Origin of the sequence: Mesorhizobium tianshanense (genome assembly GCF_007830515.1) — a bacterium.
Lineage (GTDB): Bacteria > Pseudomonadota > Alphaproteobacteria > Rhizobiales > Rhizobiaceae > Mesorhizobium > Mesorhizobium tianshanense.
The window spans coordinates 15,325-28,835 of sequence record NZ_VLKT01000072.1 but is presented as its reverse complement, the minus strand read 5'-3'; the positions used below and the strand labels follow the sequence as shown (position 1 = coordinate 28,835).

At 58.6% G+C, this 13,511-nt stretch carries 5 protein-coding genes and 3 pseudogenes; all 8 read left to right on the top strand.

The genetic code is table 11. From position 1 onward, the window contains the following. Nucleotides 1–350: 350 nt before the first annotated feature. The 8 genes and pseudogenes from IQ26_RS34345 (at nt 351) to IQ26_RS34300 (ending at nt 13,058) form a co-directional block, all read left to right on the top strand. Complete coding sequence (locus IQ26_RS34345) at nt 351–1,376, top strand: IS110 family RNA-guided transposase (RefSeq protein ID WP_145722817.1); 1,026 nt, start codon at nt 351–353, stop codon at nt 1,374–1,376. A gap of 305 nt (nt 1,377–1,681) precedes the next feature. Continuing rightward, a pseudogene (locus IQ26_RS34340) lies at nt 1,682–2,242 on the top strand (transposase family protein); the annotation flags it as partial. Nucleotides 2,243–2,434: 192 nt separating this feature from the next. Next, nucleotides 2,435–3,436 (top strand): annotated as a pseudogene (locus IQ26_RS34330) (IS21 family transposase). 49 nt (nt 3,437–3,485) lie between these two features. Further along, a pseudogene (locus IQ26_RS34325) lies at nt 3,486–4,153 on the top strand (transposase); the annotation flags it as partial. 1,247 nt (nt 4,154–5,400) lie between these two features. Continuing rightward, nucleotides 5,401–11,178 carry a type I polyketide synthase gene (locus IQ26_RS34315; RefSeq protein WP_145722816.1) on the top strand — a complete coding sequence of 1,926 codons (5,778 nt, stop codon included), beginning with the start codon at nt 5,401–5,403 and terminating at the stop codon, nt 11,176–11,178. 334 nt (nt 11,179–11,512) lie between these two features. Further along, entirely contained in the window at nt 11,513–11,872 is a 360-nt protein-coding gene (locus IQ26_RS34310; protein ID WP_145722815.1) for a tyrosine-type recombinase/integrase, read from the top strand. Further along, nucleotides 11,869–12,453: a site-specific integrase gene (locus IQ26_RS34305; protein ID WP_240547388.1), complete on the top strand. Its 585-nt coding sequence runs from the start codon at nt 11,869–11,871 to the stop codon at nt 12,451–12,453. The genes IQ26_RS34310 and IQ26_RS34305 overlap by 4 nt, the downstream gene beginning before the upstream one ends. Next, nucleotides 12,441–13,058, top strand: coding sequence for a 4'-phosphopantetheinyl transferase family protein (locus tag IQ26_RS34300; protein WP_145722814.1), 618 nt, complete (start codon nt 12,441–12,443; stop codon nt 13,056–13,058). Before IQ26_RS34305 ends, IQ26_RS34300 begins: the two co-directional genes overlap by 13 nt. Nucleotides 13,059–13,511: the final 453 nt, after the last annotated feature.

Below are 13,511 nucleotides of genomic sequence, written 5' to 3'. Positions count from 1 at the left end.
GAAGGAAATGTCGCTGCGCATGCAGCAGACTCGCATGCCATCAAGCCAAGGGGAATCCCAATTCGGACTCTTTTGTTCCGATCAATCCACTAGTCCGGCATAATGTTTCATGCTGCGCTTCCTTTCCTGATGCTTGTGGCTGTTCCAGACAGACCACGTTCTATCATCAGCTCGAAGCGCAGCACCTCTACACCCAACCTCAAAGGAGGGGCTCAAGCCGAATACATGGGGTAATCGCGGGAGCGAGTTGCCCAAGTCTTAGCTATGGAGAGTGGGTGGCTGTTCCCCGACAGGATGGAAATACGGGCTCACGATTCGCACCGGGCCCAGGCATCTCAGGGAGAACAGCCATGGAAGACTATATCGGCCTCGATGTTTCGATGAAAGAGACAGCAGTTTCCATTCGACGTGAAGGCAAGCGCGTCTGGCGTGGGAGGTGCGCCTCTGATCCAAAGGTCATTGCCGAGCTTGTCCGCAAGCGGGCGCCGGCCGCAAAGCGCGTCGTGTTCGAAACCGGCCCCTTATCCGTGTGGTTCTATCATGCGCTCCGCGCAGAGGGATTGCCTGCGATCTGCATCGATGCGCGCCATGCCAAAGCAGCGCTCGACATGGCTGCGAACAAAACCGACGCGAATGATGCGGACGGTTTAGCGCATCTTGGGGAGGTGGGGTTCTTTCGTGAAGTACGGGTGAAAGACTTCGACAGCATGCTGACGCGCACGCTCGTTGCGGCACGCACCAGGCTGGTCAGGATCACGACCGAACTCTCAAACCAGATCCGGGGGCTCATGAAGACATTCGGACTGCTTGTTCCCGCCGGCAAAGGAAGCACGTTCGAGAAGAATGTCCGCAATCTCCTTGTCGACCAGGACGGGCTCGCTCCTATCGTATTGCCGATGCTGGAAGCTTGGCGCAGCATGCGCGTTCGGGCCGCTGAACTCGGGCGTCAGCTTGTCGCTGGTGCGCGTCAAAGCCGAGCGTGTCAGATTCTCATGTCGATCCCCGGTGTCGGCGCGATCACCGCGACTTCGTTCGTGACTGCCATTGAGGAGCCGGACAACTTCAAGAAATCCCGCTCAGTCGGCGCCTGGCTTGGCCTGACGACCCGACGATACCAATCGGGAGAGGTCGACTATGATGGCCACATATCCCGACGGGGCGATCGTCATTTGCGAGGGCTTCTCTACGAAGCTGCGACGGTCATTCTGACCCGCAGTTCGGCTGGTAGCGGCCTGCGAACATGGGGTCTAAAACTCCGGGAGAGGATCGGCTTCAAACGAGCCGCCGTTGCCGTAGCCCGCAAACTGGCGGTGACAATGCATGCGATGCTCAAGACCGGCGAGCTCTTCGACCGGACAGCCGGAGCGACAGCATGACAACTTGCGGATAGCGTTCAGTCTCTGGGCGCGCTGAGACGTCCCTGCCGGGACGTGGGCAGAGCCATTCCGCTAGATGGGGTCGCACCGCTGGCTCAGCTGAGTGCGTCGAATACATTGAAGGCTCCCCCGCGAAGCTCCATCATGCGGCAACCGATGTTGACCGCGAAGACAACCATGCACCCGGCACACGCGTCTTAAGACGTGCAAGATACTTGACGTCACCATTGCGATTAGACAACCCCATCTGACTCACTTTTGATGGAAATAGGGTGCCGGCTGGCTTTGGTTTCACACAAGCAATCATAAGCTATGCATTGCGGCCTTCGTCCCTCGTCCCTCGCGGCTTTGTGGTGGACGACACCGCCGTTGACGGTGAGGTGATGTTGATCACGGTTCTTCCCGCGAGTACGGCGAGCCTCTGTCCGGGCTGCGGAACGAGGTCGCAGCGGATCCACAGTCGGTATCGGCGGCGCCTGGCGGACCTGCCGATGGCGGACAAGTCTGTTCGGATCGTGGCTCGGCCGTTCCACTGCGGCGCAGTGTTGTGCGGCCGGCGGATCTTCGCCGAGCGTTTCGACGGAGATGTTCTGGCGCCGTGGGCGCGGCGAACCGCCCGGCTCGACCAAATCGTCCATCACCTTGGGCTTGCGCTGGGCGGCAGGCCCGCGGCCAGCTTCGCAAAGAGGGTTGATGCTGCCGGTGAGCAACGACACGTTGCTGCGCATCGTGCGCCGGCGCGGTAGTCCGCGCTTTGTCCCGCCGACCGTGATCGGCATCGACGATTGGCGTGGCGACGAAATCAAGGCTATGGGACGATCATCTGTGACCTTGAGCGGCGCAAGACCATCGCCTTGCTGCCTGACTGCAAATTCCGAGGGATGTCGCCCCCCGATTCCGAAATGATCTCGCCCCCTCGTTCCGAGAACTAACCGCCCCTGATTCCGAAATGATGCCGCCCCTTGGAGGGGTGTATGGGCGTGGTGCTCTGCTGGTGAAATGTTCCTTCTTTTGGGTTGTCCAGGAGAAGGAATGAAATGCCTGCGGAGAGATTGGCGATGCGGCGTGTCCGCGAGATTTTGAGATATCGATTTGAAGAGGGCCTTGGCCACTGCGCCCTCGACTGTGCGCGAAACGCTTCGCCGGGCGGAGGCTGCGGGGCTGGTTTGGCCGCTTGGCGATGAGATCACCGACGCGGCCCTGGAGGCCGCGCTCTACAAGGCAAACGGGACGAAGACAGGGCACCGTCGCAGTGTGGAGCCGGACTGGGTTTGCGTGCATCGCGAGCTGAAGCGCAAGCATGTGACGCTGCAGATCCTGTGGGACGCATCGCTCGCCACCCCGATGGTTACCGCTACAGTCGCTTTTGTGATCTATACAGGGGCTGGGCCTGCCAGAAACGAGGCGGCAGAACCATGCCGCCGGCGACAAGCTCTTCGTCGACTATGCTGGCGATACGGTGACGGTGATCGTCGACCGGCTGAGGGGCAAGACGCGCCAGGCGCATCTGTTCGTGGCCGTGTTGGGCGCTTCGAGCCTGTCGTATGCGGAAGCACGCTGGAGTGAGACACTTCCGGACTGTCTGGGGTGAATGCACTGGAAGCATTCGGCGGCGCGCCGGCTCTGTTGGTTCCCGACAATGCCAAGGTCGCCATCATCAAGGCCTGCCGCTACGACCCGCAGGTAAACCGCACCTACGCCGGCATGGCCGAGCATTATGGCAGTTCGGTGCTGCCGACCCGGCCACGGCGGCCAGATCATCCGGGAAGCTTCCGCGATCGGCCCCGATGCGGCCTTGCTGTGCCAGAAGATAGTGGCGGGTCGGCCGCATCCCGAACAAGGCTTCCGCGCCTGTCTTGGCGTCATCCGGCTCGTCAAGGGCTTCGGCCGCGAGCCGCGTCAACGCCGCCTGCGGCTGGGGGCTGGAGATCGGTGCCCGGACTTATGGCTCAGTCCGCTCAATCCTCGACAATCACCTCGACCGGGCATCGTCGCACCAGGCGACGGCTCGCGAGCCCATCGACCACCCCAAGATCCGCAGTTCCCGCTATTACCACTGAAGGAGAATGACATGCTTGCACATCCCACCCTGATCGGAATGGCCAAGACGGGACTACGATTAAGGAGATTGTTCGCCGCATCGGCCATAGCCGCGGCGTAGTCCGCAAGGTACTGCGAGGCCAGCGATCTGAGTCTTTTGGGTCCGAGAAGGCTCGCTGGAGCTTTATCTTCCTTGGCTCGACGCCCAGTGGACGGCTGGGGAGCGAAACGCAACAGCACTCTGGCGGCTCCTCAAGAACCAGGGATTCCGTGGTTGCTTGCGTGTCGTCACCGAGTGGGCCACGCGTCGCCGGCGTTCAGATCAAGTGAATGGCGACGCCCTGCGCCGTGCGCCCTCGGCCCGAACCATTGCGCGGCTAATGACCATCGGTCGCGATAGCCTCTCTAGGTCCGAAACTGTCACGGTAGCAGCGATCGAGGGCGGTGTGCCTTTGTTGGTGGAGGCCCGGGAAATAATTGCAGGCTTCCAGGCCATGATCCGCAAGAAGACTCTCGCCGATCTCGAACCTTGGCTGGAGCGGGCCAGATCAAGTCTGGTCGCCTCGTTCGCCAAAGGCGTTCTCAAAGACCGCTCGGCCGTCAGCGCGGCGATCTCCTTGCCATGGTCCAACGGTCAGACCGAGGGCCAGATCACCAGGCTCAAGCTCGTGAAACGCCAAATGTATGGCCGAGGAAAGCTCGACCTGCTTCAGGCGCGCGTCATCGGCGCTGGTTAGGTTCAATCATCACTAAAAGTGCGTCAGAGCCAATTTTGCACGCCGATTCACAAGGAGCTAAGGGAGAACTCCCGAGGCCGGACGGGGTCTTGAGTGGCGTGCGGCTGCCGCGGAGGATTTGGAATTCGTCATTGAGGCCCGCCAAAAAATAGATTGAGCGAGTTGCACCAACCCAGCCGCTGACCACAGTGATCATCAACGAGCGCCGATCCTGGCCGAGGCCAAGCAGGCGTCGCTCTTGCCGACAGCGGCGCCTCATCGGTTGGTGCTAGGCTCAACATTTTAGAAATAGCTTGGGTCCGCCTTTTAACACCAAATCAAAAGTCGAATTCATGAATGTGAATTGCTATGGAAAGTTTATCTTCACAAAACTCACATTCAGCCGCCGTAACTTAAGTTTAACGAATATTTTATTTCCGCAGTCAGCTGTCACTGCTATCCTCGCTGTCAGTGAGTTTGGTCCAGATTGGCGACTACACCGAGGAAGTGTCATGAGCATTTCGAATCCACTGACCGCATTGGGGCAATCCGCGCTAGAGCGCACCAAGGCTTCCCATGCCCTCGACAGCGACGCCGCTCACTTTTATCACGGTTGGGCGAGGTCCGATCATTCGGATGTCGGTCGCGAGGAGTATTGCGCGCCCACGGTAGTTGCAGAACTCGCAAGCGCCGTGCAGACAGAGTATTTGTCCAAAGACCGTGCAGCCACGGAAATCGTAGACGTTGGGTGTGGAACCGGCCTCGTCGGTGGGCAGCTGAAGCGCCTCGGTTTCAGTTGCCCGACGGATTCGACCTCTCAGATAAGGTGGAGGAGAAGGCTCGGCAGACTCGCGTCTGCCGCTATGTCAAAGGCGGTGTGGAGCTCAACCGGCCCCTCTCCGATCCGCGTATTACGACATTACGGTCTGCTGCATCGCTTTCACGCTCGGGCACGTCCGACGCCGCGGACCGCGCGAACTGGCTCGCGTCATTCGTTCGAACGCTTTCGGTATCACAAGTACTCGTAAGAGCTATGCGTAGGCCACATTCTTTGGAGATGAAGTGCCACGTCTCAGAATGCGGGCATCATTGGGGCGGTGCACTGTCTAAACGATGGGAGTTACATCGCGGAGGAGGGTGCCCATTACTGGATCCTTCAAGTCTCTGGAAAGCAATGTATACTGACTTGATTGTGAAATTCTCAGTCAAAAATTGACGTCCAGATTGAGACGTTAATTTGAAATTGGATAGAAGTGGAGTATTTTGAAATGGAACAAGTTCACCAGGAACCCAAAGCATTTCTTAGTGTCATAAAGAGTTCACTTGATCCATCGTATAGGATAATTTGTTTCCCTCATGGAGGTGGTAGCGTCCAGTCGTTCCGTACTTGGTCTGACTATCTCCCCGACGACGTTGATCTTGTTTGCCTGGATCTTCCCGGGCGCGGCAAACGGTCAGCGGAGGTCGCCATCCGCAGCATGGACGTACTGGTACCCATGGTCACTGAGGCGCTCCGCGGGTACAGCGACCGGCCTTTTGTTTTCTTTGGTCATAGCGTAGGTGCCCTCGTGGCTTACGAGGTCGCCCGCTCCCTGGAGAAGGTCGGTCTGCCATCTCCCTTCCATGTTGTCGTGTCTGCTCACCCGTCGGCGGATGTGCCGGCGGATGAGCCGCCCATGCATATATACGCGGATGACAAGTTAACCGATGTGGTCCGGAGCCTTGGTTTGGTCCCCAAGGAGGCGCTGGCAAATGAGGAACTCCTCCATAACTTCATCTTGCCGCCAATGCGGGCCGACTTCGAACTTGCGGAGACCTATGACCGGAACTTACCAACGCCTCTCGGCGCGGCAATCACCGCAATGGGGGGAGTTCAAGACGAAACGATCAATGCCGATGACCTGGACGAATGGCGTCGGCTTACGACGTCGCGCTTCGCCCAGATTATGTTTGATAGCGATCACTTTTACACCCATTCCATGACGGAGGAAGTGGTGTCTACCCTCCTGCGTGAAGTGGGGGAAGTAAAGGCGCAACTCCCAGCCTCCATTCGAATTGGCGAGACCCTACCTTATCCCGAACTGCCACTGCATGACCAATTCCGTAAACAGGCGGCCCTCAATCCGGACGCCCCTGCCGTCGTCTCAGAGATTGGGATCTTGACGTACCGTGAGCTCGACGACCTGAGCGAGCTTCTATCTAGACACCTCCTCGGACAGAGCCGAGGTTCGCGCGTCGGTATCCTTATGGATACTTCGCCTGAATACGCCGTCGCGTTATTCGGTATTCTGAAGACAGGGGCCGCCTACGTTGTGCTTGACAAAGCTCAGCCCGCTGCGGCGCTAGAGCGGATGCTTGAGAAGGCATCTGTTGAAATCGTTGTCACCAACAACCGTTTCGCAGCTCGCCTTCCGCCTGACTGGTCGGGTCTTACGCTGTCGCTCGACGATGGTTGGGAAGCGAAACTCGGCAACGCCAGTCCGGCCAACGCCCAAGCGGTGGATCTCGATGCGCCGGCCCAGATCGTATTTTCGTCTGGAACGACTGGTGAACCGAAGGGGATCGTCTGCCCCCACCGAACCAATGTATGCTCTTACGAGTGGTACTATCACGCGCTGCCATACGCACCTGATGAGCGCGAGGCGGTTAATATCTTCTTGGTCTGGGAGATAATGCGGCCGATCCTCGCCGGGATCCCAGCCTATCTGATCCCGGACGACGTTATCTACGATCCGCACCAGCTGGTCGACTATCTGGAACGAAATCGAATTTCCAGAACATTATTAACCCCTTCCCTGCTCGATGTGCTTCTCAGCAGCGGCTTCCTCGACGTCCCCTCCCGCCTTCCGGATCTCCGATTCATCTACCTATCAGGCGAGGTGGTAACAGCAGCGTTGCTTGCGCGTGTGAAGGATGCGTTGCCGCATGTCAAAATTATCAATAACTACGGCACAGCGGAGACACATGACGCCACCCACATTGATTTGAGCGAGATCGAACCTGCGACAGCACAAAAGGTCGTACCGGTCGGTCCACCTCAGTACAATGTCAGTGTCTATGTCCTCGGGGACCAGCGCGATCCCGTACCACTGGGCTTCCTGGGCGAGATCTTCGTCGGCGGCGATGGAGTGGGTCATGGATATCTCAACAGCCCGGAAATGACAGGGGAAAGGTTCCTTCCCGACCCGTTCCGCGCTGGTGGCACGATGTTCCGCACTGGCGATCTTGGCCGCATCCTGCCCGGCGGCCAATTGGAGGTTATCGGGCGCTGTGCTTTCATGGTGAAGATCCGAGGTTTCAGCGTCGTGCCCGGGTCTGTAGAAGCTGCTTTGCTTCGGTACTCCGCGGTCTGCTCCGCCGCCGTATTGCCGGAGCTCGATCCGACCACCGGCCAGCCTGATCGACTGATCGCCTATATAGTCTTGCGGAATGGGGCCAAGGGCTGGGAGGCTGCTTTGCGGGCGCATTTGAAGTCTGAGCTGCCACACTACGCGATGCCGTCGGACTTCATCGCTGTGAGGGAATTGCCCCTTGCGGCCAATGGGAAACTTGATCGGTCGCGCCTCGGCGAGCTGGCTGAAGAGGCGTGCGCTCCAGTGACAGGTGCCGATGAGGTCGAATCGGCACTTCGCGCAGCCTGGCGCGGCCTTCTCCAGGCTGAAGCTGCTGAGCCGGGCGACAACTTTTTCGACTGCGGCGGACACTCCCTTCTGGCTGCCCGTCTCTGCACCCAGCTTCGTGAGAGTCTGAAAGTGGAGCTCCGCGTAGTGGAGATCTTCCTCAATCCGACTTTCAAAGAACTTGCGGCTCTTCTCCACAAGCGCCGCAGCGAGCAGGGACATCCCCAAATCCGGAAGCTTCCTAGAACACCGCCAGTCTCAGCGGGCAGGGCGCATATTGATGCGTTCGACGGGCGACGCGGCCCCGGGATGGACATTGCGGTGATTGGTATGGCCGCGCGTTTCCCCGGCGCGGAGACCGTCGATGCGCTCTGGGAAAACCTCTGCCAAGGGGTCTGCTCGATCGCCCCGCTCTCCGCGCAGGAACTCAAGGCCCGGGGCATTCCGGAGGTTGTCCTGAAGCGCTCCGATTATGTGCGCGTGGGTGCCCATCTGAACGATGTGGACCTTTTCGATCCGGATTTCTGGAACCTCTCAAGGCGCGAGGCAACGCTGATGGACCCGCAGCACCGCCTGTTCCTAGAATGCTGCTGGAAGGCGCTCGAGTCGGCCGGGTATGCGCCCACTCAGCATGAGGGTCGGACGGGGGTGTTCGCAGGTTCGTCCTTCCCCCTCTATCTACTACACCACTTGAAGGGGGGCGGCCTCATCGATCCCACTAACGCTCCGCTCGCTTTCCTGACGGAGCTCGGCAACGATAAGGACTATCTTGCCTCGCGCGTGTCCTACATGCTGAACCTCAACGGCCCGAGCATTGCCGTGCAGACCTCATGCTCAACTGGGCTAGTGGCGATCGCGGTCGCCGCTCAGTCGCTCGCGGCCGGCTATTGCGACATGGCGCTGGCAGGCGGGGCGAGCATCACCTTCCCTCAAGCGGGTTATCAGTTTGTTAAGGACTTCATCAATTCTTCGGACGGTGTGTGCCGAACCTTTGATGCCGATGCCAGCGGCACGGTGCTCGGAGATGGGGTAGGGGTCGTCGTTCTCAAGCGCCTCGAAGATGCGCTTGCGGCGAACGACCCGATCCACGCAGTGGTAAAAGGATGTGCCATTAACAACGATGGCCGCGCCAAATCGTCCTTCTCGGCGCCTAGCGCGCGAGGCCAGGCCGATGTTGTGCGCCAAGCACTTGCCTCCGCGGCACTCGGCGCTGAAGACGTGGAATACATCGAAACGCATGGCACTGGCACCAAGGTCGGCGACCCGATCGAGGTCCGCGCTTTGGCAGAGGCTTTCGCGGGGCAAGAGGAAACGGGCAACGCCTGTGCGCTCGGGTCAATTAAACCGAACATCGGCCATGCCAACTTCGCCGCTGGGGTCGCGAGCTTTATCAAGACAGTTCTCACCCTTCAGCACGGGGTAATCCCCGCGACCATCAACATCAACCGGCTGAACGAAGATCTGGGTCTGGAAGACACGCACTTCTTCGTCAATGAGCAGCTCAGACCTTGGCCGCGTCCGCAGGGACGCCTTCGAACTGCCGGAGTCACTGGTCTCGGTATCGGCGGAACCAACTGCCATGTCGTGCTGCAGGAATGGAACAGCGACAACGCAAGGGCTTGGCCCGGATCGGTCGCGCGGGGATCTCACGCCCTTTGCCTATCTGCAAAGACTCCCTCGGCGCTACGCCGGGCCTGCCGGAACCTAGCCGTGTTCCTGCGGCGCAAGCGGGAGATCGATCTCGGTGACGTCGCCCACACGCTACGCGTGGCGAGATGCCAATTCGATTATCGAACAGTCGTTGTGGCGCGCAACTTGGACATGGCCATCGCGAAGTTAGAAGAAGAGGGGGATCGTGCGGCTGATCGGACCCTTTCCTCACCGTCGATTGGGTTCATGGTGCCGGGCTGCGGAGTGCAGCACACGCGAATGTTCAAGGATCTCTTCGATCACGTGCCGGACTTCCGCAATGCTTTTGTGACTTCTGCGGCCGCTAGTCGCCCGGTTCTGGATCGTGACCTGGAGACGGTCATGTTTGGAGAAGACGACGGATACGCGACCGCTTCCTTCGAAGAAATCAGTGTCATGATTTTCTCAGTGCAATACGCTCTGGCGCGTTTGCTAGAACTGTGTGGAGTGCGTCCCGATTATCTGGTCGGACACAGCATGAGCGACTACGTCGTGGCCACCCTAGCGGGCATACTGAAACTTGAAGATGCTATTCGGCTGACGGTGGCTCGTAGCCGCGCGATGGCGAAGCTTGGTATCGACGGTGCTATGCTTGCGGCCAGATGCGGCCCGGACGAGGCTGAGCGTATCCTTATGGAGGACGCTTGGCGTGATCGAGCTGAAGCTGGCGAGATCAGCGTTGGTGTCGTGAACTCAAATACCGATGTCGTGTTCACCGGCAAGCGAGAACTTATCGAAAGGCTTCAGGGGAGGCTCGAACAAGTACGGATTCCCAACCACGTCATTAATACAGCTGGCGTCCCCAGTCATTCTCCGCTGATGAAACCAGCGGCTGAGATCATCGATGCGCAGGTCCGAATCGTTGAAAAGCGGTTGCCGGATGTGGCCATTGCTCTGAATTCAGGATCCCTGCATGGGCTGAAAGTGCCCTTACCGGAGAGCCACTGGAGTGGGCAAGCAACTGGGACTATCCGATTCGATCGCTCTATCCAGACCATGGTCGCGGCTGGTGTAACTGCACTCATTGACCTCGGCCCTGGGCGTAATCTGGCGCGTTTCGCTCATGGAGCGATCAATCCAGAGGATCGCAAGACCAGCATCCCATCGATTGTCCCAGCTGCGCGCGACGAGAATGAAGAGTCCACTGACCAGCATGTCCTTCTGGAATGCCTTGGGGCACTCTGGGCCGCGGGTGTTGCGGTGGATTGGAAGCGGGCCAGTGATCAATTGGAACCGTTCGGTACTCGCCGGCGCCTTCCCCTTACAACTTACTCATTTGACGGTCACCGTTGCTGGCCGGACGATCAGCCTGCGGGCCCGACGCTTCCGCGGCAGCCTGGGGAGCGAGAACGGCACAGGGGGGGGCAATGGGTCGACCAGGTCCGTACAATCACGCCCGACGAGCAGCCAGACGAGCAGCCAGACGAGCAGCCAGACGAAGAGAAAAGATCTCCGCCCGAAGAAGTCGGAACAAGCAAGGACAACATGTTGCGGCACGGCGATCCTAGGAGCCTCTTCCTTGATGAAGTCAAGACTCTTCTCGGCGCCAAAGAAATAAGATTGGACGACAACTTCTTCGATGTTGGGGGAGACAGCCTTCTCGCCGCAGAACTTCAGGCTCATTTGAATAAAAGCGACCGCTGGAGATCGCCGCAATTGGATGAGATAATTGAGGCGGCGACGTTCGGCGACCTGTATGAGCGAATATGCAGACGTAATCACGACCCGTCGCAATAACCACATCGGAAAGAGCGGGAGCATCATCGATTCGCAGTTCGAAGATGAGAGCGTAGGGTGGACCTATCGTGGAGGGGACAGCAGGTTACGACGGACGGAACCTCACTGGCGAGCAGTCGTCGCAGAAGGGGTCCCGGTCAAATCTTCAGGGACGATTCTGGTCTCTGGAACGTTAAGGATCACCGTCCGAGAAGTCGTAAAGACGTAAGCGCCCGGTCATGACCTTAGCTGTTTTGGGCTCCCGTTTTGGCCGCGGCCGCGATTGGCTTGTGCTCGCGGATGAAGGCGGTCAAGCTTTCGAGGCTGAGGTCTGTGAAGGCCGGGATTTGCGCCGATGCCTCCTGATGTCGGCCCAACCATCGTTGCCTACCTGCGAGATGGCCGTCCGAGCTCACAATGTCGCCGGCTGTTTCTCCGCACATTGGCGCCCCATGTCGGCTTCGCCTCTGGCTGTGCGATCACGATGATCGCCAACGTTGCGCTCAAGCGTGTCGGAATCAGCGGCTGCGCACATCACGGGGCCCATAGCTTCCGGCACGGCCTTGCCACCGAGCTTCTCCGATCCGGTGCGACCTTCTCGGAGATCGGCCAATTACTGCGACACGAAAGCCATGACACCACACGCATCTACGCGAAGGTGGATATCCAGGCGCTCCGGACATTGAGGCTGCCATGGCCGGGACGCGTGCAATGACCCTGCGATCGGCACTCGAGCAGTATCTGAGCATGCGCCAAGGACTCGGATACAAGTACCAGCAGCAGGCACGGCGGCTCGCCGCCTTCGTCTCCTTCATGGAGCGTAACAACGCTGCGACCATCACCACGAAGCTGGCTGTAGCCTGGGCGACCTTGCCAGCCGATAGGCACTCGTCCTGTGCATTGCGGTTGACCGATGTGCGCGGCTTTGCGCGTCACGTCGCGAACATCGATCCGCAGACGGAGGTGCCGCTCGCCGGGATCTTGCCGCCCCTGAAGCGCGCCAAGCCCTATATTTACACCGACGCGGAGATTAACGCGCAATTGACGGCGGCGCTGACCCTGCCGCCTCCAAACGGTCTGCGACGATGGACCTACCACTATCTGTTCGGGTTGTTCGCAGTGACAGGCATCCGGTTGTCCGAGGCGATGAGGCTGCGCGCCAGCCTGCGCCTCGTCGAGCAAAAGCACGCGCTTAGTACACGGCCAAGAAACATCCTCCGTCCTCTGGACCCTATTGTAGAACTGCGTGAGATTCCCATCCGGAAACCTCAAGGGCCAAATAGGTGGATATTATAAGGTTTGATCAACCGAACATCCTCGTCGGGATTCGTCCAATAGAACGCGTCGACGAAGCCGCCTTGTTCGATTCCGAAGTTGCTGCGCTGGGGCGCGCTGTTGCCAAAGTCCGTCGCCAAAGCGGTGCGGCAAGAATTATCGCCCGAACGCTCCTAGGTAAACTAGGATTTCCACCGATGCCTATCTTAAAGACGCAATCTGGTGTTCCGACCTGGCCAGCCGGCATTGTTGGCTCTTTGGCCCATCACGATACAGTAGCAGCCGCCGCTATTGCAGAGAAGAAGGCCATCAGGGCGCTGGGTATCGACATTGAACCTAATGAACCTCTTCCGGACGGCTTGATTGACTTGATTGCAACGTCCAGAGAGCAAGGCATGTACGACTTACGTCTGCTCCAGCGGCGAGACCTGTTCGTTCTTAAGGAGGCCGTCTATAAGGCCTATTTCCCACTATGCAACGAAATCCTTGAGTTTCAGGACGTCGAGATTGACATCAACTCCAACACCGGATACGTGAAAAAGACCAATTGTACTTTTTCCATCGAGCTATACAATTCTAAAAACGTAATCGGCTTGGCCTATCAAAAGGGATCTGATCAAAGATAAGTTGGAGGCCATCTTGGTAAAACCTGCCGCTGGTGCAAGATTATAAGTCTCGTATTTCTATAATGGCCGCGCATTACCTCTTTTGAGGCGCTGGCGCCTGATCCGCCGCAGCTAAAAGAACTAGAAAATTTCGCCCCAGTATCTGGGCTTTGCGCTTAGAGGCGAACTTCACCGAAGCTCATCAGAGCGTATCTCCATACCCCAAGTTTCTCCAAACTGGAACACGCGAAAGCCCCGATCGCCCGCGAACTGTCGCACGCTGATTTAGCGCGGCTCGCTGGATTTCGGACCTGTCCTTCGAAATGAAGTGAGGGGTGGTTGTGGTCTGCAAAACTGCGGTCGGGTGATTGAGAAAGAGCCAACAGTTTGGGCACATTCCTCAAGATATCCCCACGGCTCATGATCATCTCGCGCGAATCTGTAGTCGCGGCGGCCAGCACGTTCTGGACCTGC

Bases quoted from the DNA above. Each gene is read 5' to 3' on its own strand.
- IQ26_RS34345 (WP_145722817.1), top strand. From the start codon at position 351: ATGGAAGACTATATCGGCCTCGATGTTTCGATGAAAGAGACAGCAGTT.
- IQ26_RS34315 (WP_145722816.1), top strand. From the start codon at position 5,401: ATGGAACAAGTTCACCAGGAACCCAAAGCATTTCTTAGTGTCATAAAG.
- IQ26_RS34310 (WP_145722815.1), top strand. From the start codon at position 11,513: ATGCCTCCTGATGTCGGCCCAACCATCGTTGCCTACCTGCGAGATGGC.
- IQ26_RS34305 (WP_240547388.1), top strand. From the start codon at position 11,869: ATGACCCTGCGATCGGCACTCGAGCAGTATCTGAGCATGCGCCAAGGA.